Consider the following 24,303-nt stretch of genomic DNA (forward strand, 5'->3'; position numbering starts at 1 on the left):
CTATTTAAAATGTTAAGTGGCGAAGAGCAGCCAGATAGCGGTAGTGTTAACGTTGGTGAAACCGTACAACTAGCAACGGTTGATCAGTTCCGCGACGATATGGACGAAAGCAAAACAGTTTTTCAAGAAATATCTGACGGACAAGACGTTTTAAAAATTGGTAACTTTGAATTCCCAAGCCGTGCTTACGTTAGCCGTTTTAACTTTAAAGGTAACGATCAGCAAAAGTTTGTAAAAGACTTATCGGGCGGTGAGCGTAACCGTTTACACCTTGCTAAATTATTAAAAGCCGGTGGTAACGTAGTGCTACTGGATGAGCCAACCAATGACTTGGACGTTGAAACATTACGTGCACTTGAGAATGCTATTTTAGAATTCCCAGGCTGTGTAATGTGTATATCGCATGACCGTTGGTTCCTTGACCGTATTGCTACGCACATTTTAGATTACCGCGACGAAGGACAAATTAACTTTTTCGATGGTAACTATACTGAATACGAAGAGTGGCTCAAAAAGACCTACGGTGCAGAAGCTGCACAACCTAAGCGTATAAAATACAAAAAAATTGGTTAATAGCTAAATTAACTGAAATACCTTTAAAACCCTGCTTTACGCAGGGTTTTTTATGCCTTAAATAAACTATGTGTGTTTGTAGCTAGCAACTGTGTAATTTAAAGCTATGCTTATAACAATTTTATTTAAAAATATTATGCATTTGATTGATGTTGAATCACTCGCTAACTAAATAAAAAATTATTCACATAGAACAACCATATGCAGTAACTTTAGTGATTGTTAATGAGTTGTTTTATTCGCACTATTACTGAACACTAATTTAATGCTATTGATATTACTAAAAAAACAATAAGGCAGAGTCATGCAAGAACGTCGTCAATTTTCACGTATTTTATTTTCAACCGATGCGCACATAATTTTTCAAGAAAATGAGTACCCATGTACCTTGCTTGATATTTCATTGCACGGCGCGCTAGTCAGTAAATGTGATGTATTAAATGACCAAATAGAGAATGATGCCGTACTGCGTTTTATTTTACCCGACAGCGAAATTGAAATAAAAATGGAGACAACGATTTGCCATATAGAAGCCAATCACATTGGTTTAAAGTGTAAGCATATTGATATTGATAGCATTACCTATCTAAAAAGACTCATTGAACTCAACTTAGCGGACGATGAATTACTTCACCGCGAATTAGCCATGCTTATTCACGACTCACAAAAATAGACACTTTGAGGGGAGTTGATTACCATAGGGAAAACTTTATAGCCTGTGTGAATATGACTCTAAACCCTCATTTACCGTTAGTTTACCATCCAAACTACTCGTTTAGTTTTGATCCTAAGCACCGCTTTGCAATGAGTAAGTTTGCTAATCTATACACACACGTTAAAAAACTAGGCTTAATTGGTAATAACCTCACACAACCTGTTTTAGGCTCTCCCGAGCCTTTAGAGTTAGTGCATTGCGACAACTACATTCACGATTTATGGAACAATCGCTTAGACGATAAAGCCATGCGTCGTATAGGATTACCTTGGTCAGCTCAATTAATGGCGCGCACATTTACTGCCCCGCAGGGCACATTACAAACCGCTCGCTTAGCGCTAAAACACGGCATAGCCTGTCATCTAGCAGGAGGCACGCACCATGCGCACTTTGATTTTGGCTCAGGATATTGCATGGTGAACGACTTAGCCTTTACCACCCAGACCTTGATTAATAGCGGCGAAGTAACCAACGTGCTTATTTTTGATTTAGACGTGCATCAAGGTGATGGCACCGCTGCTATGCTTGCGCATCAGCCCTATGCTTATACCTGTTCAATACACTGCGAAAAAAACTTCCCGTTTAGGAAATCGGCTAGCGATTTAGATATTGGCTTAGCAAATCATATGCAAGATGCCGAATACTTAGCCATTGTTGACGATACCTTAAGCTACTTACTTAAAGAACTGAACCCAAGCTTAGTACTGTACGATGCCGGTGTAGATATTTGGCAAGAGGATGGCTTAGGCAAACTGGATATTAGTTGGCAAGGGATAGAAAAGCGCGATCACTTAGTACTTAAACGCTGCCTTGCAAATAATACCCCTGTTGCCACTGTGATTGGTGGTGGTTACGACAGAAACCATGAACGTTTAGCACAGCGCCACGGCATAGTTATTGAGCAAGCGGCTAGTTTTTAATTATATTTTTAACTGACTTGGCGTAATGCCGGTCCAACGCTTAAATGCTCGGCGAAAGTTAGGAATATCATAAAATGCAAGCCGATCAGCCACTCGTTCATTACCTTGCTGGCACACCCCCAGTAAATGCAGTGCTTTGAGTTTATTTTGCTCATCTTGTAATTGCGAATAACTGACACCATGTTGTTTTAACTTACGTTTAAACGTAGCAGAGCTCATGGCAAAATGCTCAGCAGTACTAACGAGATTATTGTTTGTATTGTGGTAAATGGATAGGCAAACCGCCTCAACAAAAGACAAAGATACATTTTTAGGCAATTGACTTTGCGCTATGCACTGCTGCCACCGCAATGGGCTTGACTCTGGGTTTGAGCACTTAAGTAATTGTTTATTAAAGTGCCAACGGGTATAGGGTTGTTCAAACCGAACCCGTAAGCCTAAGTGCTGCTCATACTCTTGAATATGCCGCGGGCGCTTACAGGTAAAATCAAAATAACACTGTGGGTAGTGATCACTCACTCTTTTAAGTAAGCTAATTAACGCGGCACTATATATTTCAAAACAATAATTTTTTAATGACTCGTCCATACCGATACTCGGTTGCAAGTACAGATAAAAATCGTCTTGAAATATATGCTTACGGGTAAAAAATAAAGGCGCAATAACAGTGCGGATCTGTTGTAATTGCTTCAAAGCCATACCTAAACTGGGGCTTAAACGCACACTTTGCACCGCAGGGCTAACGTCATTAACCAATTGATGACCCAGTAAAAAACCACTGTCGTTACTCTTCATTAAGGTTTTAAACTGGCTAATTAAAGCCAATAACTGCGATAAACTAAAACGCTGTGATAGATCATATAAATCTTGCTCAAAAATACCCGTACCACGCAGCAATTTATGCAGCGGGATCCCTCGTCCTTGAGCAAGCTCCACCAGCGCAGTGATTATTCCCTCCGCGCTGAGGTATTTATCATCTAGGCTAATATACTGCTGCACCTACAAGGGCCTTTTCTTGTTGTAATTGTTGATGTAACTGGCTGGTTTGCTGCACTGGATCTTGCGCTAAATCCATTGCCATGGTGGCGGTTAAAATATGCTGGAACTGTGCGCCTTTGCTTTTTGCGACTTTAAACGCACAATGGTTAAGCGCCGCTTTCATTTGCGCTAGTAATTCTTTGGCTTGGCTTTGGCTGGTATTCGGCATAAGCACAATAAAACAATCGCCAGCATAGCGACAAAGCACATCATTCAAACGGCAATTCATTACTAATAAATCACTAATTTCTCTTAGTAACCTATCACCTTCACTAAAACCAAACTGCGCATTAAACTTTGCAAAATCACGAATATCAATAACACCTAAAGTGCCGCCTTGCTGCTCTGTTTGTTGTTGCTGCATGAGTGAATGTAAGTAGTTAACTCGGTATAACCCTGTTACCGGACAGACTTTTTCATGCTCGCGAAGATGCGCTTCACGACGACGCAATTGACGATTTAAAACAAATTGCTCTTGATGCCAATAATAAAGCCCTGCGCTGGTAAGCGACATACCAAACGGCGCTGGTAGTGACTCAAACCAGGTGAGCCATAATTGTGAAGGTTGCTTTAACCACTCATCGAGTAAATCGAGCGTGGCTGAGAACATAAACAAACCTAAACCTAACACTAATAAGGTAGTTACTTTGCCTGGCGGGCGTGAAATAAGTAACGCAACTATCCAGCTGAGGGTCATCAACACAATACCGCCCTCACCGACAATATCGAGCCACGCAATTTCTTGCCATTGCTTAAGTTCGCCAAAGTAAGCGCATATTGCTACAGCAATAACTAATAATAAAATGATGGTATTAGTTAATTTTGCATGGCTGGTAAATGGGTTATATCGCATTGTTTAAGTCTTCTAAGGTTTGCATTATTGGGTATGCTAGCGCGGTACTGATTTACTAGGCAGGGTCATTTTGGCTCATTGATATGACATTGAGATTAAAGTTTTTAGGTATTTAACCTAGTAATAACCATTTTTAGTGCGCTGGAGCCGTGTTTAAACAGCTCAAATGTCTGTTTAAAAAGCGCTAAGTTGGCGTTTTGTCAGGAATTAACTGTAAAACTGTCACATTAGCGTCATTAACTTTTTTTAGTTTGCTCACCAAACCAAGGACAACCGGAGCAAACCAATGAAACAATTTAAGTTAAATGCTGTTGTAGCGGCATTAGCACTGAGCCAATTTAGTGTAAGCGTGAATGCAGAGGAACAAACATCGCCAAGGGAACCTGAAGTAAAGGTTTCTGAAGAGCTTGTGGTATACGGCGAGATTGGTTATCGCAACCGCTCGCAAGAACTAGCACCCACGCTGGAATACTCACAAGAATACTTTCAACGCTTTGAGCCACTTACCGCCGGTGATGCGCTAAAGCGTGTTCCTAGTGTGACTTTTTTATCTGACGTACTGGAATCTGACGGAGCACGTATGCGCGGCTTAAGCCCTGCTTACACAAAAGTACTTATTAATGGCGAAGAAGTTCCGGGCGCCGGTGCTGACCGTTCATTTTTTGTAGACCGTATTCCAGCAGAATTAATTGAGCGTGTAGAAATTATTCGTTCATCAAGTGCCAACCGCTCTGCCGATGCTATAGCAGGCACACTTAATATTGTACTTCGCGATGGCTATAGCTTAGACGGCGGTTATATTCGCGCTGGTGGCTTACGTTACGATGACGGCGAACTAAAAGAAAGCTTTGCGGGCGTTTACGGTACTGAGTTTGCAGGTGGCCGTTTACTAGTAGGTGCCAATTTACAAGGTCGTTATAACCCAAAACAAAAATCAAGCAGACGTTATGGCGATAGCCCTGAAAATAACCCGAATTACGCTACAGACGATTTTGATAACCGTGAAGATCAATCTGATACTCGTGATGGCGATGACACATCATTAAATGCCAGCTTTGAAAAGGTGTTTGATAACGGCGGCAAGTTTGATATTAGCGCTATGTGGGTTGATACCGACCGTACCGAAGATGAGCGCTCTTTTGAATACGACGACCCCACTGCAACCTCAGGCTCTGTCGTTGAGGGTGGTAATTTAATCTCAGATAACGCAAACGTTTCGTTTATTGATCAAACCAACTACAACATTAATTCTGGCTATGAATTACCACTACTTGGCGGTACCAGCAAATTTAAGTTAGGTTATGCCAGCTTTGAAGAATCTGTTTACGAACAAGAAGTTGAGCTTGATACGTCAGAACTTCCCATGGTTTTTGAAGAAGCTGAAGAAACCGTTGATATTGATGATAAAGAATGGTCTTTACAATGGCAGCACAGCTTTCTGGTAGGTGACTCGAAAGAAGTTCAATTTGGTGCTTTTGTACAAGGCAAAGAGCGCGATACCGCCATTTTTGTCGCTGAAGATGAAAGTGAGCAAACACTGACTGGATGGGCTCAATTTAGCGAGACGCCAATGTCATTAGCACAATTTAACAACGAATTTGAACCAGTAGACGGCGGTGTTAATAAACTTGAAGAAGATCGTTTTGATTTATTTGCGCTAATCAAGCACGAAGCGGATGTGTTCTCGTGGGAGATGGGGGTGCGCTGGGAGTCAACTGACTCAAGTATTACCGATACCAATGAAGGCGTTACTGCCGAAAATGATTATGACTTTTTCTTACCGTCGGCTCACTTTCGTTACAGCGTCAGTGATAACGGACGAGTCAGCGCCTCTGTTGCTCGCAGCTTACGTCGCCCTGACTTTGACTACATGACACCCGCCCTACTTGAAGAAGAGCTCGCTGATAATGACTTTTTAGGCAACCCAAGCCTTAAACCAGAATCATCTTGGGGTATCGATTTAGGTTACGAATACCGTTTAGGTAAAAGTGGCGTTGTTGGTGTAAACGTATTTTACCGTGACGTTAGTGACCTTATTGAAATTGCCAGTACCGGTGTTGAAGGCTCAGAAGGCGAAGGCACATTTGTACTACAACCACAAAATACTGGTGATGGCACAGTTCAGGGTATTGAGTTTGATTTATCACCCCCACTGAGCGCCTTAAACATGCCTAACACAGGTATCTTCTTAAATTACTCTTGGCTCGACAGTGAAGTTGAAGACAGTTTTGGTAAGCGCAAATTTAATGACCAATCGGATTATGTTTATAACGTTGGCTTTATCCAAGATTTACCAACACTACGCGCATCATTTGGGGCAACGTACCGTAACCAAGGTGATGCATACGGACGCTTCGTGGGTGAAGAAGTGACAACCTCTTACGGTGCTGATTTAGAGCTTTTCGTTGAAAAGCGCTGGGATGACATCACTCTACGCCTAGTTGGTTCAAACTTACTGGATGCCAGCAAAGACGAAGTTTTCAATAAGTTTGACTCGCTTGATGATCAAAACAATCGTGCCTTTGATGAGTACGAGCTTGAATCGGAAGAAGCAGGCCCTGTGATTCAAGTAATGCTGCGTTACGCATTCTAATCACACGTATTGTCATTTTAAGCACGTAATGGCAAACCATCGCGTGCTTTTTTGGAGTTAAAACATGTTTAAATTGTCTTTCATAATGGCCGCGATACTGTGCTCATCAGCGCTTAGTGCAGACGAGCCTGTTGTTTATAAAGATGCGCTATACCAACAACAAAAAATAGCTAAGTTAACTACGTTGCCTAATAGCCTTAACTTTATGGTTATTGGTGATTGGGGACACAACGGCCACTTTTACCAAAAAGAAGTGGCTCATCAGCTAGAAATTGCTATGTATCAAACCGATGCCGATTTTATTGTCTCGACTGGCGATAACTTTTACCCAAATGGCGTGGCAAGTGTGAACGATCCTCTTTGGCAATCAGCCTTTGAGAACATATACCATGGCCCGCACACATTTGAAGATTGGTATGTTGTTTTAGGTAATCACGATTACTTGGGTAATGCCCAAGCACAAATTGACTACACCGAAAAAAGTCAACGTTGGCAGTTACCTGCAAGGTACTACAGTAAAACATTTTCGCTTGAAAACAACGAGCAAGTGTTAATGGTGTTTTTAGATACCAACCCAATTCAGCCTGAATATAAAGACCGTGATAAATACCGTTCAACCCAAGGACAAGACTATAAAACCCAACTTACTTGGCTTGAAACCCAACTTGCTGGCAGTAACGCAAAATGGAAAATTGTGGTAGGCCATCACCCGCTTTATTCAAGTGGTAAACGCTTTGGCCGCAACCAAGGGCTTCGCGACATTTTAGAACCTATTTTGGAGCGTCATAACGTGCATGCTTATATCGCAGGGCACGAGCACGACTTGCAATACAACCAACCAAAAAATAGCAAGGTGGCTCACTTTGTCTCTGGTGGTGGCAGCGAAGCGCGGTTTGTAAAACAACGTGAATTTACCCGCTACGCAGAAGCAACACCTGGTTTTTTAAGTATCTCTATCAATGGCGAAACTCTCAGTGTAAGCGCGATTAATCACCTTGGTGAAGTACGTTTTAACACTGAAAAGCACATAGATAAGTAAAGGATAAAATAATGAACTTTAAACTAAATACAATTTCAGCGGTGCTATCAAGTGCTGTGCTTGTAACTGCGCTTAGCGGTTGTACAAGTAATGAGGAACCTAGCAGCCAAAGCAACGCAGCTATGGTAAAAGCAGCAATAGCAGTGGAAAAATTTGGCCCTCAACAAAATATGCAAGGCTCACAGGCAGCAGCGCTGGGTAATAACCAATGGTTGATTGCCAGCGAAAGCCAAGGCTTATTAGTGGCAGATAAAGACCAAAGCAGTGTGTTATTAGCGGGTAACTTTGAATCTATCTCACTGAAGAAAATCACAGAGCAACAATTTTTATTGGCTAGCCTAGATAACAATCAAGACAATGTGGCTATTTTTAAATTACTGAAAACGGATTCGTCTTGGCAGCTAACTGAGCTTACACGTATCAGTCCACCACAAGCTCAACCTGATGCTGTGTGTTTATTTAAAAACAGCAATACCGAGACTGTATCAGCGTTTGTGCCAGATGTTCGCGGCCTGATCAGCGAAACGGTTATATATGATTTAGCAACTAACCAAGCTAAAAATATTGCAGTGCGTGAGTTCTCTGCAGTCACTGAGGCTTCAGGCTGTGCTGTTAATGATGAAACTAAAACTTTGTATGTGGGCGAAGCAGAGCTAGGTGTGTGGGCCATTAATGCTGATGCGGAATCAGATGCCAACAAACAACCTGTGGCTTTAGTACAACCATACGGTGAATTAAACAGTGAAATAGGAGCATTATCAGTATCACAAGACGGTACTTTATGGCTTACTGCCACTGATGGCAATATGATCTATGCTTACCACGAAAATACTGAAAAACTAAGTCAGTGGTCACTGGCAGGTGAGCACACAATTGAATCTGTTGCAGCGAGTTTGCTCGATAACAATCAAGCGCAGTTGGTTTTAATTGATGATGAAACAGGTGCCTACATTCAAGCAAATGTTAACTACACTGCGCAAACAGTTACTTCACAAAACAAAGTCGCTATGACTCACATTCATGCCAGGACACAAACGACGCCAGTTGCTGCGTTTGGTGATGCAGCGGATGACCCGGCAATTTGGATAAATGAGCAAGACGCTAAAAACAGCTTAATTTTAGGCACAGATAAACGCCGCGGCTTGATGGTTTATGACCTTGCTGGCAACAAAGTACAGTCGCTCAATATAGGGCGTTTAAATAATGTTGATGTGCGCCAACATCAAGCTATAAACAACGAAACCCATACATGGATCACTGCCAGCAACCGTACGCTTAACAGTATTAGCGTATTTACTGTTGATGGAGAAAACAAAGTAAACCATGTAACAGAAATAGCCACTAACCTACCTGAGATTTACGGTATGTGTATGTATTCGTCTGATTCTGGCCATTACGTATTTATTAATGATAAATCAGGTTTATTTCAACAATACAAATTAACTGGTAATGCTAATTCCGTAACAGGTGAATTGGTCAGAGAATTTACCCTACCTAGTCAGCCAGAAGGCTGTAGTGCTGATGATAAACTAGGCCAATTATTTGCAGGTGAAGAAGATGCAGGTATTTGGTATATCGGCGCAGAGCCTACCGCTGGTAACAAAGCAGTAAAGCTACAAAGTGTTAATGAACAACTGGTGGCAGATGTAGAAGGTATGGAAATTTATCATGCTAATGATGCGCGCTATTTAGTGGTATCAAGCCAAGGCGATAATAGCTATGTGCTTTACAAAATCTCAGATGATACACAGCCTAGCCTCAGTTTTGCAGGTAAGTTTAATGTGATTGCTAACCTAGATAAAGGCATAGATGGCGTAGGTGAAACTGACGGTTTAACCGTTACAGCAATGGCTTTGCCTGGTTATCCTGAGGGCATGCTTATAGTGCAAGACGGCTACAACCGCATGCCACTGCAACCGCAAAACTTTAAAGTTATTGACTGGCGCGAAGTGAAAAAAGCAATTAAGTAAAAACCTACCATATTTAAACACAATAAGGCTCTTACGAGCCTTTTTACTATGTGTATTTGAAATAAACCTATTAAATTTAGAGTTATTAAAGCTATATACTACACTTTAAGCTCATAAATTGATTGGGGTTATTATGCGTTTAATATTTACTTTATTGTTGCTTTTACTAAGTACTACAGCGCTTGCTGAAGAAGAAAAAGTAGAACTTCCACCATTAGATCCTAGCTACAATGCAGTTCACCCCATGGCACTAGTTAATAGAGGGTCTTCTATTTTTGCTATTAATCTTCCTTCTTATAGATCGCCACATGACTTGCAAGTTGTTTACGAAGTTAAAAATTCAAACGTTGCTTTTTTAAACTTTGCGAAAAATGCCGACATGATCACTATTAAGCCGCAAAAGTTTAATATTCAACATTTAATGCGCGGGGATGAAATAACAATTACAGCCGACATTTACGAAGGTGATTACCGCCAAGGGGGTACTTTAATTTATGAAGCTAAACAACTTGAGCTTGATAAGCAACTGTACGCCAGAGAACTAAATGAGCTAAGCGAATCTTCGCAATGGCATGAGTACGATATGATTGAGCTAAATGGTACAGAGCGTATTTATGTACATAAAATTCAAAAAGCACCAAGCTTCAACCACCTAATTTTTGTGGACTTGGTTAATGCCTGTATGCAGAAAGTTCGTACATCAAAACGAGTTCCTCCTGAAAACGAACTTACTTATAAATTTATAAACTGCGGAACCTTAAAGCCTCTTTTTTACGATGGCGAAAGTTTACTTAAATAAAATAACTATGCCTAGGTATGATTGATAGGTACGAAGTTAATAAGAAAAAATGAAAGAAAAGGTATTTAAAACTGTTACATATACTGTTGATTAGTAGCTATAGGGAACAAAACTTAGCTTTGGGGCAGCAAAATAAAAACGGCTTAAACTCAACATAATTGAATTTAAGCCGTTTACACACTAATAATATCTTCACACACAATATAAAGATTCTGGTTTTAGACTGCATGGCAATTGTAGGGAAATAAAAACAACCCAAGCTAAGTCACCACCGAACTTGAGTTGCCTTTCACACTGACAACATCTTCACACACAATATAAAGATTCTGGTTTTAACTGCGTGGCAATTGTAGGGAAATAAAAACAACCCAAGCTAAGTCACCACCGAGCTTGAGTTGCCTTTCACACTGACAACATCTTCACACACAATATAAAGATTCTTTGTGTTAGTTATACACTAACGAATTCTGGCCATTGCCTATAAACACATTTTACTTTGCTAAAGCTACTGATTAAGCTCTTAGCCGTGTCTATGTGTTAACTTTAGAGTTATTACTCAAATTTCACAAGCGATAAAAATAAACCTGATAGATGAAAAAAACTAAACTATAGACCTTAGTCTAATAGCCATGCTTTTAAGTAACGAAATATTTGCCTGTAAGGCACTCAGTACATATTTACTCTATTAGGCATAGAACAACTCAATGCTCCAGTATGAAACTAAGTAAACCTTTATTCTTTAATGTTATTTATGGCAAAACCAGTCTGTTTCTTATTAAGTAAAATGAATTTTTTAAGTTGAATGTGTATTCGTTCCCTGAACAGCAGGCACAAAAAAAGCGCTATAAAAGCGCTTTTTGTTCTAAAAAATATTTAAATTATTTGGTTTTCTTTCCAAGCTTGCTCTTTAGCTAAGCGCTTTTTTCGCTTGTCACAAGGATCATCGCAATCACAGGCTTTATCGATGCCTACCGAGCCTAATCCACCGCAGCTGCTGGCCATCGATTTTCTTTGCACTATCATACCTACAGCCATTGCTGTAACAATTAAAATTAGTAAGCCAAAAGTAAGAAAAAAAAGTGACATTGCTTAGCCCCTATTGATCAGCAATAAATTAAGCCCAAACTATTTTTGAGCAGTTAATATTATATACCCAACCTCTATGGAAATAAACCAGCTTTGAATACTTACAAGTAGGGTTCAAATGCAGGGCTTGAATACGTAACTAAGCCATCAGGCGATTTAGCAATTAGATAAACTGCTAAGTTATTAGCTTGTGCATAAGCTTGTGCTTTTTCCATACCCATAACTGTTAAAGCAGTTGCTAAGCCATCTGCGGTCATTGCACTTGGGTGTAATACTGTTACAGAAACTAAGTCGTGCTTAATTGGCATTCCTGTTACAGGGTCAATCAAATGGGTGTATGTTTCGCCATCCATTATATAAAAGATACGGTAATCCCCAGATGTAGCAATTCCCATAGTGCCTGGTAGTAAAATTCGGTGCACTTCACGCTTACCTGGCTCTGCATCTGGTTGTTCTATTGCAATTACCCAGCCTTGTCCATTTGGCTTTTCGCCAGACATACGCAGCTCACCGCCAATCTCAACCATGTAATTAGTAATGCTATGGCTTTCTAGTAATTGCGCTACTTTGTCTATGCCGTACCCTTTAGCAGTTGCAGAAAATGATAGTTCTAGTCCATCAACTGTTTTTGCTAGACCTTGTTCATTTAATACAAGCTTATCTACACCAATATTTGCAACCATTGCCTGAAGCTCATCATCAGTGGGTCGTTTGGTCGGCTTTTTATCAGGGCCAAATCCCCATAAATCAATCAATGGTCCCATTGTTACATCAAGTGTATTAGTAGACTCACCGATACGAATGGATTCGCTTATAACAGCTCTGAAGCCTTCACTTATTGGCATAAATTGATTTGCAGGCAAGCGATTAAATGTATTTATCTCCGAGTCTTTGATGTATGTAGACATAGACTGGTTTACGTCGACTAATACAGCATCTATTTGTTCTTGTATTTGAAGAGCAGATATAGCCTCTTGCTCGTCATAATATTTAATATGATAGGTAGTCCCCATGGTTTTACCTTCTAAATAGGTTTCCTTTGGGACCGATTCTGCGCATCCAGATAACAGTAAAGTCAGCGTAATGATAAATAAGGCGATTATGCCCTGGGGAGTATTTACTTTGTTCATAACAACCCTACTTAATAGGTTAAAAATTAATATATAAGAATAAAAAAACCTCGTAACACAGAGTGCTACGAGGCTGATATTTTAACCAAAACTAATCTGTTTTGATATGCGTGTTAGCCACCGAAATCATCTAATAAGATATTTTCGTCTTCAACACCTAAGTCTTTAAGCATATTGATAACTGCCGCGTTCATCATTGGAGGACCACACATGTAGAACTCACAATCTTCCGGCGCTTCGTGGTCTTTAAGATAGTTCTCAAATAACACGTTATGGATAAAGCCAGTATAGCCTTCCCAGTTATCTTCAGGTTGTGGATCTGAAAGCGCTGTGTGCCAAACGAAGTTATCGTTTTCAGCAGCTAGGCCGTCAAAATCTTCAACGTAGAACATTTCACGCTTAGAACGCGCACCATACCAAAAACTCATTTTACGCTTAGAATTTAAACGTTTAAGTTGGTCAAAGATATGTGAACGCATTGGTGCCATACCCGCACCACCACCTACAAATACCATTTCAGCGTCAGTTTCTTTAGCGAAGAACTCACCAAATGGACCTGAAATAGTCACCTTATCACCTTCTTTAAGTGACCAAATGTACGAAGACATTTTACCACAAGGTAGGCTTAGGTTTCTTGGCGGCGGCGTAGCGATACGCACGTTAAGCATGATGATGCCTTCTTCTTCTGGGTAGTTAGCCATTGAGTAAGCACGAATTGTTTCTTCGTCTACTTTTGACTCCAGGTCAAAGAAACCAAAATGATTCCAGTCGCCACGATACTCTTCAGGAACATCGAAATCGGCGTATTTAACATGGTGAGCTGGTGCTTCTATTTGGATGTAACCACCCGCACGGAAAGGCACTGATTCGCCATCTGGAATTTGGAGCTTAAGTTCTTTAATGAAAGTTGCTTTGTTATCGTTAGAGATAACTTCACAGTCCCATTTTTTAACACCGAAAATTGACTCTTCAAGTTCAATTTCCATGTCATTTTTAACATTTACCTGACACGCTAAACGACAACCTTCGCGGGCTTCACCTTTAGAGATGTGATCAAGTTCAGTTGGTAGAATATCGCCGCCACCTTCTTTAATGTGAACGCGACACTGACCACAAGAGCCACCGCCACCACATGCAGAAGATACGAAAATACCCGACTCAGATAGTGCACCTAATAGCTTACTACCTGCTGATGTTTTAATGGCTTTGTCTGCATCGCCATTAATACCGATGATGATATCACCGCTTGCAACTAGTTTAGACTTAGCACCAATGATGATTAAAACTAGTATTACAACGATAGCGATAAAAACACCAACGCCTAAGAAAATATCCATGATTGACCTCGCTATTATTACAGTGAAATACCAGAAAATGACATAAAGCCAAGACCCATCAAGCCAACAGTGATAAAGGTAATACCTAAACCACGTAAACCATCTGGTACATCTGAATACTTCATTTTCTCACGGATACCTGCAAGTAATGTAATTGCAAGCGCCCAGCCCACACCAGCGCCAATACCATATACAACAGACTCGCCGAAGTTATAGTTACGCTCAACCATGAAGGCTACCGCACCAAAGATTGCACAGTTAACTGTGATCAATGGTAAGAAAATACCTAATGCGTTGTATAGTGGTGGAAAGAACTTATCTAATGCCATTTCAAGAATTTGCACTAGTGCTGCAATAACACCAATGAAAGTTAAGAAACGTAAAAAGCTAAGATCAGCTTCTGGGTAACCAAGCCACTCAAGTGAACCTGGAGCTAATACCGCGTGGTAAACCAAGTTGTTAACTGGTACAGAAATACCAAGTACAACAATAACCGCTACGCCTAGGCCAATTGATGTAGTTACTTTTTTAGACACGGCTAAAAATGTACACATACCTAGGAAGAACGCTAAAGCTAAGTTTTCAATAAAAACGGCTTTTACAAATAAACTAATATAATGTTCCACTTATCGCCCCTTACGCTTTAGCTTCTACTTGGTCTTTCTTATAAGTACGAAGTACCCAAATGAATAAACCAATGATGAAGAATGCACTCGGTGGTAAGATCAATAGACCCATAGGTTGGTACCAACCACCATTTTGTACTAATGGAATAATATCAACACCGAATAGTGAACCCTTACCGAATAGCTCACGAATGAAACCAACAGTAAGAAGAACTACAGAGTAACCTAAGCCGTTACCAATACCATCAAGGAAAGACATTAATGGTGGTGACTTCATCGCGTATGCTTCAGCACGACCCATTACGATACAGTTAGTAATAATAAGACCAACGAATACAGAAAGCTCTTTTGCCGTAGCATAAGAGAAAGCCTGCAGTACTTGGTCAACAACGATTACTAATGACGCAATAATCGTCATTTGTACGATAATACGCACTGACGATGGGATGTGATTACGAATAGTCGAGATAAAAAGGCTTGAAAATGCGGTTACCAAGGTCAATGCGATTGACATGATTAATGCGTTTTTTAAGCTAGACGTTACAGCCAACGCAGAACAAATACCGAGTACTTGAAGTGCAATTGGGTTGTTAGCGAAAACTGGCCCAAACAGGACCGCCTTCATTTCTTTAGTATCAGCCATTATTTCAATGCTCCATTACGTACTTTAGCAAGGAAAGGGCCAAAGCCGTTTTCGCCAGTCCAAAAATCAACCGCGTGATCAACACCGTTAGATGTTAATGTAGCACCTGAAAGACCATCGATTTTATGCTCATCACCGCCCGCAGTTCCTTTAACGATCTGGATTGGTAATTCTTTACCTTCCCACGTTGCAGTCCACTGTGGGTTTTGAATTTCACCACCTAGACCAGGTGTTTCGTTGTGCTTATAAAAGATGATGTCTTTAATTGTTTCGCCATCGCTTTCAAGCGAAATAAAACCGTACATCAAACCCCATAAACCATAACCCTGGATAGGAAGAATAATTGCATCTGTAGAGCCATCGTCTTTTTTAGAGATGTAAACAGGTGCACGCTTAGTAATACGTTGTATACCAGCGATGTCCTTAATTCCATTCTCTTTTAAAGATTTGCTCAGCTCTGCATCATATTTGCTTTTTTCAAAGTCAAAGTCTTCTACAGGGTCTGCAAAATCACCGCTTTGCATATCAATAAAGCGTGTTTCGATTTTAGCTTCAAACGTTTCAGCAACGTTATCAACTTTGCTAATACCCGCGGCTGCTAAAATATTGCTTTGAATATCTTTTGCTTTGTTTGCTTTTTGCAAAGGGCGAAGTTGCACTGACGTTAGCGATACAATTACTGCACACACCAAACATAATGAGACAACAACAGCTAGCGTTTTGCCAATTGATTCGTTATTACTAGACATTACGTGCCAACCTCCGCTTGATATTAGCTTGCACTACAAAGTGATCGAATAATGGTGCAAACAAGTTAGCAAACAAGATTGCCAGCATGATGCCTTCAGGGTATGCAGGGTTAACAACACGGATCATGATAACCATAAAGCCAATAAGCGCACCGTATGCTAATTTACCTTTATCAGTAAATGCAGCAGATACAGGGTCAGTAGCCATAAAGAACATACCAAATGCAAAGCCACCTAGCACCATGTGCCAGTACCAAGGCATAGCAAACATTGCATTAGTTTCTGAACCAATTGTGTTTAGTATTGATGAAGTGATCACCATACCTAGGAATACACCTAGCACAATACGCCAAGAAGCAATGCGCACATAAATTAAGAATAAACCACCAATAAGTACAGCAAGCGTTGACGTTTCACCCATAGAACCTTGGATAAAGCCGTAGAACGCATTCCACCACATTTGCATGTTAGCGTAACCTAAGTCACCACCTAACGTACCTGCAAATGCTTGACCTAGCATAGTTGCACCAGAGAACGAGTCTACGGCAGTCCATACTGTGTCACCTGAAATTTGCGCTGGGTATGCGAAGAATAAGAACGCACGACCTGCAAGAGCAGGGTTTAAGAAGTTACGACCAGTACCACCAAATATTTCTTTTGCGATTACAACACCGAAAGTAATACCTAGTGCAACTTGCCATAAAGGAATTGTGGCAGGCAAAATTAGTGCAAATAGCACTGATGTTACGAAGAAACCTTCATTTACTTCATGCTTACGCACAGAAGCAAACAACACTTCCCAAAAACCACCAACAACAAACGTTGTTGCATAAATAGGTAGGAAGAAACACGCTCCGTAGAACATTTTTGCGCCCCAACCTGCATCGGCAGTCAAATCACCACCTAGTAGCTGGAACAAACCTACTTGCCAAATGTTAGCTAGCTCAAAACCATTACCAAGTGCCATAGCTGCTTGATGACCGATGTTGAACATACCAAAAAACATGGCAGGGAACGTCGCCATCCACACTAAAATCATCATACGTTTTAGGTCGATGTTATCGCGAACGTGAGTTGAACCTTTGTTTACATAACCTGGGGTGTAAAAAATAGTCGCGGCTGCTTCATACAGTGCGTACCATTTTTCGTGTTTTCCACCTGGTTCAAAATGCGGCTCGATATCTTCTAAGAAAGTTTTTAAACCCATTTTAGCCTTCCTTCTCGATCGTAGTTAAGCAATCGCGTAGGGCTGCGCCGTACTCGTATTTGCCAGGACAAACGAAGGTGCATAACGCTAAATCTTCTTCATCTAATTCAAGCGCACCTAATGAAATTGCACTGTCTAAATCACGAGACAATAAGTCACGTAACAATAGCGTTGGCAAAATATCAAGTGGCATAACACGCTCGTAGCTTCCAAGTGGAACCATGGCACGTTTTGAACCACCCGTAGACGTTGTCATTTTGAATAAACGACTCGGAGTAAGGTGAGACAAGAATGTACGCGTTACAGAGAATTTATCACTACCTGGTGCAATCCAGCCAAACAATTCCTTTTCGCGACCTTCAAGTAAAACAGATACTTGAACATGGTAACGACCTAAGAATGCATGAACACCAGACGACGTAGCACCTGCAAGTACAGAACCAGAAATAACACGGTTATCACCGTCTTCTAATTCCCCTGCCACTAAGTCATCTAATGAAGCACCTAATTGTGTTTTCACTAAACGTGGATTTTTAACGCGAGGACCTGCAAGAGAAACAACACGATCTGTGTATATTTCACCAGTAAGGAACAGGTGACCATACGCAATAACGTCTTGGTAACCGATATGCCAAACTTGCTTGCTAGCAGATACAGGGTCAAGGTTGTGAATATGAGTGCCTACAAGGCCAGCCGGATGCACACCACCAAACTCATGTACTTCTACTTGAGCAATAGATGAGCTAGGGATTTGGCTGCCAGCTTGCTTACAAACAAATACTTTTCCATCGGTCAAACGCGATACAACAGCTAAGCCTGCTTCAAACGCTTGCGCATTTTCAGCAATAATCACTGCAGGATCTGCAGCAAGAGGATTAGTGTCTATAGCGGTAACAAATATAGAGCTAGGATTTGCATCCACAGCCGCTACTTTGCTGAATGGGCGAGCACGTAGTGCTGTCCATTGACCTGACTGAATAAGTACTTCTTTAGCTTTTTCACGATCCAAGCTTGTAAGCTCAGATTCAGAGAAAGAGTCAAAGGTGATTTGCTCACTGCCGTTTACTTCAATAACAACAGATTGCAGCACACGTTTAGCACCACGATTTATTTCTTTTACAACACCAGAAGCTGGTGCGGTAAACAGGACGCCTGGGTTCTTTTTGTCTTCAAAAAGTACCTGGCCTTTTTTAACTTGGTCATCCATACGAATATGCATGGTTGGACGCATACCTATAAACTCTTCACCTAGCACGGCTACTCTTTTGACGGGTGAACCGTCGTGAATAACTTGCTGAGGTGCGCCATCTAATGGTAAATCCAGACCTTTTTTTATGTTGATCATACGCACTTGCACTACATTAACGGAAAGAAACTGAAAAATCGTACCAACCACGTCGCCATTTAAGCTACCCCAAGTTATTTCAATGTATAAAAGAAAAACTCGCTTTGGTCATTAAACAGGCAACGCGGTAAAAACTCTTCACATATTGCCTTAATTTTAACACCATTGTGGGTGACTATGCGAGTGTATTTATGAAAATTATACGACTGAAACGCTTATTTGGTTTTGTTAGCTAGATTTAATAAAATTTAAGTTAGACCAAAGTGGTAGCTTAAGCAAAGAATGAGGTTTTTTAATTGATAAAAGTCGCATGAAGCGACTTTTAAATTAGGGCATGTTGAATTTATAGGATTAAAGCTTACTGAATCTTAAGGCGGTACCTGTTTAGCAATAATACTTATTTATGGGCAATAACCACACAACATCAGTTCTGTATTACCGAAATGCCAAACAGGTTACTTAACATTTTACCAAAAAAGACAAACAAGCCCTGACTATTCACTTAATTGATTAATCAATCATATTTGCAATTGCTTGAACTGGCTCTACATCTTGGTCGTAATCAACTGACTCAATGCCAAAACCAAATAAGCGTAAAAACTCATTGTGATAACCAACGTAATCTGTCAACTCGTCAATCGTGCTGGTATCTACTTTGTCCCATACTGCTTGGATACGTGCTTGAACATCGTCTTCAAGTTCTTTGTAGTTTTGAAATAAGTGTCCGCCATCATCAAAACGCGGCGTTTCACCGTACAGGTTTTCGGTAAATAAGCCATGAATTTGCTCAATGGTGCCTTCGTATGTTCCGTCAGCCTTCATTACCTTGAATAAAGCTGAAATATACAATGGCATAATTGGTATAGCAGAGCTCGCTTGTGTTACAACAGCATTGAGTGATGAAACATACGCTTGACCATTTAACGCTTTAGTTGACTCTTTTATCGCAACCGTTGCACGGTCTAAGTCTTCTTTTGCTTTACCAATAGTCGCGTGCCCGTATATTGGCCACGTTAACTCTTTACCTATGTAGGTGTAAGCTGTGGTTTTAAAGTCATCTGCTAGCACGTCAGCGTCTTGAAGTGCATTAATCCACATTTCCCAATCTTCACCACCCATTACTTTAATGGTGTTGTCGATGTCGTCTTGTGTTGCAGCTTCTACAGTAATTTCGTCAATTTCACGCTTTGACGTATTTAAATTTTTTGTTGTAACTGCGTTGCCGATTGGCTTTAACGTTGATGAGTAAACTTCACCCGTGTTTGGGTCAGTACGACGAGGCGACGCTAAACTGTAAATGACCAGATCAACCTTGCCTAAATCTGCTTTAATCGTATCAATTGCTTTTTGTTTTATTTCGTTTGAGAAGGCATCACCGTTGATATTTTTAGACCATAAACCGGCTTCGTCTGCCGCATTTTGAAAAGCAGCCGTATTATACCAACCTGCTGACCCTGTTTTACGCTCGGTGCCTTCTTTTTCAAAGAAAATACCCAATGTTTTAGCACCGCCACCAAATGCTGCCGTAATACGCGATGCCAAGCCGTAGCCTGTAGATGCACCAATAACTAACACATTTTTTGGCGCATTTTTTAATGCACCTTTTTGTTTTACATAGTTAATTTGTTCTTGCACATGTTCACTACAGCCTACTGGGTGAGCGTTTGTACAAATGAATCCACGAATTTTTGGCTTAATGACCATTGATGATCCTATATCTTTTACTATAAAAATTAGCGCTAGTTTAAAGGCTAATACTTAAAACACTGATCTGATCAGTTAAATACGGTTGTAAATAACTGTCAAACCTCAATTAATCAATCTAATTTAGATCCACCTAAACAGTTTGGCGATGCTGGCGCTTCGCTGTCATGTTCAGTGTATTCGTCAGGAGTGTAAGTATGAATAGCCAATGCATGTATATGGTTTGCAAGCTCTTCTTTTAAAATCTCATTAATTTGACGATGGCGCTGCAAAAGGCGTTTACCTAAAAACTCTTCGCTTACCACAATAACCTTAAAGTGCGAGTCAGTGCCTTTGCTGTGCATATGACTTTCGTTAATAACATTTAAATGCTTACACGCAATAGCATTGCTGATTTTTTCTTGGATTTGTTGCTGCATTGACATATAAAAACCATTATTTATAGCTAATTTATGAACTTATCATAGCAAGCAGCCCCGCCCGTTGGCTAACTAAATTACGCAACTAGTCTTGTTTTATATACCTAAAGGTTAAACTTATTCGCGGGTGCACTAAGCTGGTTTGCTTTAAAATAGCATGTTGAAAGTCTCGCTGGCTATTGCCACTCATGACCAAACAACTACCACTGTGTAATTTTAAATCCGTTATTTTATTACTGGTTTTGTCTTTTAGCTTTAATACCCGCTCTGCTCCAAGCGATATACACACTATAGTGGGCTGCTGGCCTAACTCAATTTCATCATCACTGTGCCACCCCATGGTGTCGTTGCCATCGCGATAATAGTTGACTAATAAAGAATTAAATGGCTGGTTTAAATGTGCCTCTAACCTTTTTCGCATTGCCATTAATGTACTAGGCCAGGGTTCAGTTATTAACTTACTGTTTGAATAGCCGTATTCAATTTTATGGTCGCCAATAAAGCATTGCAGGCGTGGGATTGGTCCAGTTTTAGAGTAAACCGTGACTTCTGGCTGCTGCCACTTAAGGTTTTTTTGCAGATAATAAAATAAATCGAGGCTTTTTTGTGCGCTAAGCGCCTTTGTTTGATAAGAAAAGCCATTAGGCAACTGTTGGGGGTTGGCGTTTTGCCGTTGCATGTTAGAATTTACCTACATTAGTTTACTGATACAAAAACCACTATGACGACGCAAGCCCAGCTAGGCGATAAAACTTTTACTCTTGAACGCTTCCCTTTGGATCAAAAAAACCGCAGTTTACAAGCGTGGGATTCGGGCGATGAGTACCTTATCAATTATGTTAACGAACATCATCCTGATTGTCGCTCATTGCTTATTTTAAATGACAGCTTTGGTGCTCTTGCCTGTAGTTTTAATCAATTAACGGTTTGTTCAGTTAATGACTCGTATATTAGCCACCAAGCTGCAGCATATAATTTACAAGAGAATAAGCTGTCTACTGTGCAATTTACGCAATTGGACAGCCTCTCGGCACTTCCAGAAGACGTAGATTTAGTGTTAATCAAAATACCACGTAATGTTGGCTTTTTGCAGTTTCAATTAAGTGAGTTAAGCGAAGTTCTTGCACCAGGCACACCTGTTATTGCAGCTGGTAAAACGAAAGATATTCACAACTCAACAATTAAGGCGTTTGAACAGTTTATTGGTGAAACTAAAACAAGCTTAGCGGTGAAAAAGTCACGCCTTATTTTAAGTAGCGCAAAAGGCGGCTATAAAGCTGCTGATTACCCTGTTTCATGGCAACTTGAAGGCACCGAGTTTAATATTACAAACCATGCAAATGTGTTTTCGCGTGATTCGTTAGATATTGGTGCGCGCTTCTTTTTTAACTACTTGCCGCAAACACCAAAAGCTAAACAAATTATTGATTTAGGCTGTGGTAATGGCGTAGTTGGTGTTATGACCTTAGCGCGCTGCCCTAAAGCCTCTGTAACGTTTGTTGATGAATCGTACATGGCGGTCGAGTCTGCACGACTTAACGTAGAGCAAAACATGGCAGAACGATTTGATGATTGCGAATTTATAGAAAACGATTGCTTAACCGGCTTTGAAAAAAACAGTGTAGATATGGTGCTATGTAATCCACCATTTCACCAAGCACAAGCGGTTACTGATCACATTGCTTGGCAAATGTTTAAACAAGCTAAAGACACGTTAAAAGAAGGTGGTGAGCTGCGTATTATTGGTAATCGTCATTTAGATTATCATGACAAGTTAAACCGTATGTTTGGTAACTGTAAGCTATTAGGTTCAAACAAAAAATTTGTGGTTTTAAGTTCAACTAAAAATAGTGGGGTGTTATAACAATGACAATAATAAACCGTATATTTGGCTGTGCTGCATTTTGTATTTTAGCAGGCTGTGCAAACCAACCAAGCCAAGTCATACTTAACCCGGTTTACCAAAGTGGCCAAGTGAGCACTATAAATAGTAGCCTGAGCACGAGTGTTATTGATGTACGTGGCGATACTTCTACCCTAACTCTAGTTGAGTCAGACAAAACCAAAACATTTGCAAGCCAAGGTATTACTGAGTCGATTAAAAGTGCACTAGACAGTGCACTTAGTCGTAATGGCGCGAGCATTTCAAATTTAGCCACCACTCGATTTGAGCTAGATATAAATGCCTTACAAGCAGTGGTTACTGAAACCTTAGTAAGCCATAAAAGTGAAGCAAAAATTGAACTGAGTGTTCGCGTAATCCGTGCTACAAGTAATTTTACAAAAAAGTATAGCGGTAATGCAGCGCTAGAAGGCCCGCTTGGCCATGACAGAGCTAAAATAGAAGGTCAACTCAATAAGTTGACTGAACAAATGATAACCCGCATTGTGTCAGATCCTGAATTAATACAGTTTTTAGAAGGTTAACCATGAAACGACTTTTTATACTTTGTTTAGCTCTTTGTTTTAGCGCAGCAAGTTTAGCAGCCCAAGAGGGCAGATTTGTACAAAAAGACAATATGTTTCCACGTGTTGAAATAGTGACATCACTAGGCAGTATTATTGTTGAGCTAGACCGTTCTCGGGCCCCTATTACAGTTAATAACTTTTTGACTTATGTATCAGATAAAAGTTATCAGGGTAGTATTTTTCATCGTGTTGAGCGCGACGAAGAAAACGAACGCGATTTTGTTATACAAGGTGGTGGGTATGATAAAGACATGGAAGGCTTACATCAAAACGATCCTATTTTTAATGAAAGCGGAAATGGTCTAAAAAATGATATGTACAGTATTGCCATGGCATACCAAGACAGACAGCCGCATTCAGGTACTCGCCAGTTTTTCTTTAATATGGATAACAATGACCATTTAAATCCTGGAAGAGACTGGGGATTTGCGGTGTTTGGTACTGTAATGGATGGATACGAAACCCTTGATAAAATTATGGCTGTTAAAACAATTTACAACGAAAAAATTGGTTATGACTTTGTGCCAGAAACACCAGTGGTCATTTTAAATATTAAAATGATTGAGCCAACACCATTATAATTAATGAGGTGCGGTATAGCTGCACCCACTCGCCAATGAAGGCCCTATGAGCAACACTCTCTCTTTCAGCGAATACTTTTCGTATTTTAAAGATAAACGTTTAATTAATGTGTTTATTTTTGGTATTAGCAGTGGTTTTCCCTGGGTATTAATTGGCTCTGTAATGTCGGCATGGCTAAAGGATGAAGGCCTGAGCCGAAGCATGATAGGCTTATTTGGTATTGTATTTGGTGCCTACAGCATCAACTTTTTGTGGTCGCCCTTAATCGATCGTACAAAACTGCCTATTTTATATAAGTGGCTAGGCCAACGCCGTAGCTGGATATTGTTTTGCCAAAGCTTTATGTTTTTAGGCACATTACTTCTTGCTGGCCTTGACCTCAAAGCTAACTTGGCGATTGCTGCAGCACTGTGTTTATTAATTGCAATTGCATCTGCCACACAAGACATTGCGATAGACGCATTTAGAATAGATACCCTAAGCGAAAGTGAATCACACAAAGCAAC

Annotated in this window: 23 protein-coding genes and 1 pseudogene; 11 read left to right on the top strand and 13 right to left on the bottom strand. The window is 40.4% G+C overall.

The window, feature by feature from the left end; translation table 11 throughout:
• The 3 genes from BCG07_RS07220 to BCG07_RS07230 all read left to right on the top strand — a co-directional run.
• Positions 1-573, top strand: a 573-nt coding sequence (locus tag BCG07_RS07220) for an ATP-binding cassette domain-containing protein (protein WP_286889555.1), incomplete at its 5' end; no start/stop codon positions are given.
• A 304-nt stretch (positions 574-877) separates the two neighbouring features.
• Positions 878-1,246: a PilZ domain-containing protein gene (locus BCG07_RS07225; protein WP_286889557.1), complete on the top strand. Its 369-nt coding sequence runs from the start codon at positions 878-880 to the stop codon at positions 1,244-1,246.
• 53 nt (positions 1,247-1,299) lie between these two features.
• Positions 1,300-2,208 (top strand): histone deacetylase family protein, encoded by a 909-nt coding sequence (locus tag BCG07_RS07230; RefSeq protein WP_286889559.1) that lies wholly within the window; start codon positions 1,300-1,302, stop codon positions 2,206-2,208.
• On the opposite strand, the gene BCG07_RS07235 is transcribed toward BCG07_RS07230, so the two are convergent.
• Complete coding sequence (locus tag BCG07_RS07235; protein ID WP_286889561.1) at positions 2,209-3,207, bottom strand: AraC family transcriptional regulator; 999 nt, start codon at positions 3,205-3,207, stop codon at positions 2,209-2,211. It abuts the gene before it with no gap.
• The gene (locus BCG07_RS07240) at positions 3,191-4,099 is read right to left on the bottom strand and encodes a GGDEF domain-containing protein (RefSeq protein ID WP_010391112.1); all 909 of its coding nucleotides are present in this window, start codon (positions 4,097-4,099) and stop codon (positions 3,191-3,193) included. The genes BCG07_RS07235 and BCG07_RS07240 overlap by 17 nt, the downstream gene beginning before the upstream one ends.
• A gap of 286 nt (positions 4,100-4,385) precedes the next feature.
• Between BCG07_RS07240 and BCG07_RS07245 the strand changes: the two genes are divergently transcribed.
• The 4 genes from BCG07_RS07245 to BCG07_RS07260 all read left to right on the top strand — a co-directional run bounded on the left by BCG07_RS07245 (position 4,386) and on the right by BCG07_RS07260 (position 10,500).
• Positions 4,386-6,692 carry a TonB-dependent receptor plug domain-containing protein gene (locus BCG07_RS07245; protein ID WP_286889564.1) on the top strand — a complete coding sequence of 769 codons (2,307 nt, stop codon included), beginning with the start codon at positions 4,386-4,388 and terminating at the stop codon, positions 6,690-6,692.
• A gap of 64 nt (positions 6,693-6,756) precedes the next feature.
• Positions 6,757-7,731: a metallophosphoesterase gene (locus tag BCG07_RS07250; protein WP_178955373.1), complete on the top strand. Its 975-nt coding sequence runs from the start codon at positions 6,757-6,759 to the stop codon at positions 7,729-7,731.
• Positions 7,732-7,742: 11 nt separating this feature from the next.
• Entirely contained in the window at positions 7,743-9,701 is a 1,959-nt protein-coding gene (locus tag BCG07_RS07255; protein WP_203986319.1) for a phytase, read from the top strand.
• A gap of 133 nt (positions 9,702-9,834) precedes the next feature.
• Positions 9,835-10,500 carry a hypothetical protein gene (locus tag BCG07_RS07260; protein WP_203986317.1) on the top strand — a complete coding sequence of 222 codons (666 nt, stop codon included), beginning with the start codon at positions 9,835-9,837 and terminating at the stop codon, positions 10,498-10,500.
• An 873-nt stretch (positions 10,501-11,373) separates the two neighbouring features.
• Here the strand turns inward: BCG07_RS07260 and nqrM are convergent.
• The 11 genes from nqrM to BCG07_RS07315 all read right to left on the bottom strand — a co-directional run bounded on the left by nqrM (position 11,374) and on the right by BCG07_RS07315 (position 21,425).
• A complete protein-coding gene (gene nqrM, locus BCG07_RS07265) occupies positions 11,374-11,586 on the bottom strand; it encodes a (Na+)-NQR maturation NqrM (protein ID WP_010557000.1) in 213 nt (70 codons plus the stop codon).
• A gap of 101 nt (positions 11,587-11,687) precedes the next feature.
• On the bottom strand, positions 11,688-12,716 hold the full coding sequence (locus BCG07_RS07270; RefSeq protein ID WP_008129520.1) for an FAD:protein FMN transferase: 1,029 nt from the start codon (positions 12,714-12,716) through the stop codon (positions 11,688-11,690).
• Positions 12,717-12,829: 113 nt separating this feature from the next.
• Entirely contained in the window at positions 12,830-14,053 is a 1,224-nt protein-coding gene (gene nqrF / locus BCG07_RS07275; protein WP_010556998.1) for an NADH:ubiquinone reductase (Na(+)-transporting) subunit F, read from the bottom strand.
• 17 nt (positions 14,054-14,070) lie between these two features.
• Positions 14,071-14,679, bottom strand: coding sequence for an NADH:ubiquinone reductase (Na(+)-transporting) subunit E (nqrE, locus tag BCG07_RS07280; RefSeq protein ID WP_006791490.1), 609 nt, complete (start codon positions 14,677-14,679; stop codon positions 14,071-14,073).
• A gap of 10 nt (positions 14,680-14,689) precedes the next feature.
• The gene (locus BCG07_RS07285) at positions 14,690-15,322 is read right to left on the bottom strand and encodes an NADH:ubiquinone reductase (Na(+)-transporting) subunit D (protein WP_006791491.1); all 633 of its coding nucleotides are present in this window, start codon (positions 15,320-15,322) and stop codon (positions 14,690-14,692) included.
• The gene (locus BCG07_RS07290) at positions 15,322-16,071 is read right to left on the bottom strand and encodes a Na(+)-translocating NADH-quinone reductase subunit C (RefSeq protein WP_010556997.1); all 750 of its coding nucleotides are present in this window, start codon (positions 16,069-16,071) and stop codon (positions 15,322-15,324) included. Before BCG07_RS07290 ends, BCG07_RS07285 begins: the two co-directional genes overlap by 1 nt.
• A complete protein-coding gene (locus tag BCG07_RS07295) occupies positions 16,064-17,278 on the bottom strand; it encodes an NADH:ubiquinone reductase (Na(+)-transporting) subunit B (RefSeq protein ID WP_006791493.1) in 1,215 nt (404 codons plus the stop codon). The genes BCG07_RS07290 and BCG07_RS07295 overlap by 8 nt, the downstream gene beginning before the upstream one ends.
• Position 17,279: 1 nt before the next feature.
• A complete protein-coding gene (locus tag BCG07_RS07300) occupies positions 17,280-18,623 on the bottom strand; it encodes a Na(+)-translocating NADH-quinone reductase subunit A (RefSeq protein WP_006791494.1) in 1,344 nt (447 codons plus the stop codon).
• A 510-nt stretch (positions 18,624-19,133) separates the two neighbouring features.
• Positions 19,134-20,327 carry an enoyl-ACP reductase FabV gene (gene fabV, locus BCG07_RS07305; RefSeq protein WP_243531398.1) on the bottom strand — a complete coding sequence of 398 codons (1,194 nt, stop codon included), beginning with the start codon at positions 20,325-20,327 and terminating at the stop codon, positions 19,134-19,136.
• A 113-nt stretch (positions 20,328-20,440) separates the two neighbouring features.
• Positions 20,441-20,752 carry a BolA family protein gene (locus tag BCG07_RS07310; RefSeq protein WP_006791496.1) on the bottom strand — a complete coding sequence of 104 codons (312 nt, stop codon included), beginning with the start codon at positions 20,750-20,752 and terminating at the stop codon, positions 20,441-20,443.
• A gap of 79 nt (positions 20,753-20,831) precedes the next feature.
• Complete coding sequence (locus BCG07_RS07315; protein WP_243531400.1) at positions 20,832-21,425, bottom strand: alpha-ketoglutarate-dependent dioxygenase AlkB family protein; 594 nt, start codon at positions 21,423-21,425, stop codon at positions 20,832-20,834.
• Positions 21,426-21,467: 42 nt separating this feature from the next.
• Between BCG07_RS07315 and BCG07_RS07320 the strand changes: the two genes are divergently transcribed.
• The 4 genes and pseudogenes from BCG07_RS07320 to BCG07_RS07335 form a co-directional block, all read left to right on the top strand.
• Entirely contained in the window at positions 21,468-22,610 is a 1,143-nt protein-coding gene (locus BCG07_RS07320; RefSeq protein ID WP_008129536.1) for a methyltransferase, read from the top strand.
• A 2-nt stretch (positions 22,611-22,612) separates the two neighbouring features.
• Positions 22,613-23,173, top strand: a complete 561-nt coding sequence (locus tag BCG07_RS07325) for a YajG family lipoprotein (RefSeq protein ID WP_138740212.1) — start codon at positions 22,613-22,615, stop codon at positions 23,171-23,173.
• A 2-nt stretch (positions 23,174-23,175) separates the two neighbouring features.
• On the top strand, positions 23,176-23,796 hold the full coding sequence (locus BCG07_RS07330) for a peptidylprolyl isomerase (RefSeq protein ID WP_006791500.1): 621 nt from the start codon (positions 23,176-23,178) through the stop codon (positions 23,794-23,796).
• Positions 23,797-23,842: 46 nt separating this feature from the next.
• Positions 23,843-24,303 (top strand): annotated as a pseudogene (locus tag BCG07_RS07335) (AmpG family muropeptide MFS transporter); the annotation flags it as partial.

This window comes from Pseudoalteromonas sp. ESRF-bin5 (assembly GCF_002632075.1).
GTDB classification, from domain to species: Bacteria; Pseudomonadota; Gammaproteobacteria; order Enterobacterales; family Alteromonadaceae; genus Pseudoalteromonas; species Pseudoalteromonas marina.

What these genes read in the sequence shown, in the direction of transcription:
- BCG07_RS07225 (WP_286889557.1), top strand. Translation starts at nt 878, where the DNA reads ATGCAAGAACGTCGTCAATTTTCACGTATTTTATTTTCAACCGATGCG.
- BCG07_RS07230 (WP_286889559.1), top strand. Translation starts at nt 1,300, where the DNA reads ATGACTCTAAACCCTCATTTACCGTTAGTTTACCATCCAAACTACTCG.
- BCG07_RS07240 (WP_010391112.1), bottom strand. Translation starts at nt 4,099, where the DNA reads ATGCGATATAACCCATTTACCAGCCATGCAAAATTAACTAATACCATC.
- BCG07_RS07245 (WP_286889564.1), top strand. Translation starts at nt 4,386, where the DNA reads ATGAAACAATTTAAGTTAAATGCTGTTGTAGCGGCATTAGCACTGAGC.
- BCG07_RS07250 (WP_178955373.1), top strand. Translation starts at nt 6,757, where the DNA reads ATGTTTAAATTGTCTTTCATAATGGCCGCGATACTGTGCTCATCAGCG.
- BCG07_RS07255 (WP_203986319.1), top strand. Translation starts at nt 7,743, where the DNA reads ATGAACTTTAAACTAAATACAATTTCAGCGGTGCTATCAAGTGCTGTG.
- BCG07_RS07260 (WP_203986317.1), top strand. Translation starts at nt 9,835, where the DNA reads ATGCGTTTAATATTTACTTTATTGTTGCTTTTACTAAGTACTACAGCG.
- nqrM (WP_010557000.1), bottom strand. Translation starts at nt 11,586, where the DNA reads ATGTCACTTTTTTTTCTTACTTTTGGCTTACTAATTTTAATTGTTACA.
- BCG07_RS07270 (WP_008129520.1), bottom strand. Translation starts at nt 12,716, where the DNA reads ATGAACAAAGTAAATACTCCCCAGGGCATAATCGCCTTATTTATCATT.
- nqrF (WP_010556998.1), bottom strand. Translation starts at nt 14,053, where the DNA reads ATGGATATTTTCTTAGGCGTTGGTGTTTTTATCGCTATCGTTGTAATA.
- BCG07_RS07285 (WP_006791491.1), bottom strand. Translation starts at nt 15,322, where the DNA reads ATGGCTGATACTAAAGAAATGAAGGCGGTCCTGTTTGGGCCAGTTTTC.
- BCG07_RS07290 (WP_010556997.1), bottom strand. Translation starts at nt 16,071, where the DNA reads ATGTCTAGTAATAACGAATCAATTGGCAAAACGCTAGCTGTTGTTGTC.
- BCG07_RS07295 (WP_006791493.1), bottom strand. Translation starts at nt 17,278, where the DNA reads ATGGGTTTAAAAACTTTCTTAGAAGATATCGAGCCGCATTTTGAACCA.
- BCG07_RS07300 (WP_006791494.1), bottom strand. Translation starts at nt 18,623, where the DNA reads ATGATCAACATAAAAAAAGGTCTGGATTTACCATTAGATGGCGCACCT.
- fabV (WP_243531398.1), bottom strand. Translation starts at nt 20,327, where the DNA reads ATGGTCATTAAGCCAAAAATTCGTGGATTCATTTGTACAAACGCTCAC.
- BCG07_RS07310 (WP_006791496.1), bottom strand. Translation starts at nt 20,752, where the DNA reads ATGTCAATGCAGCAACAAATCCAAGAAAAAATCAGCAATGCTATTGCG.
- BCG07_RS07315 (WP_243531400.1), bottom strand. Translation starts at nt 21,425, where the DNA reads ATGCAACGGCAAAACGCCAACCCCCAACAGTTGCCTAATGGCTTTTCT.
- BCG07_RS07320 (WP_008129536.1), top strand. Translation starts at nt 21,468, where the DNA reads ATGACGACGCAAGCCCAGCTAGGCGATAAAACTTTTACTCTTGAACGC.
- BCG07_RS07325 (WP_138740212.1), top strand. Translation starts at nt 22,613, where the DNA reads ATGACAATAATAAACCGTATATTTGGCTGTGCTGCATTTTGTATTTTA.
- BCG07_RS07330 (WP_006791500.1), top strand. Translation starts at nt 23,176, where the DNA reads ATGAAACGACTTTTTATACTTTGTTTAGCTCTTTGTTTTAGCGCAGCA.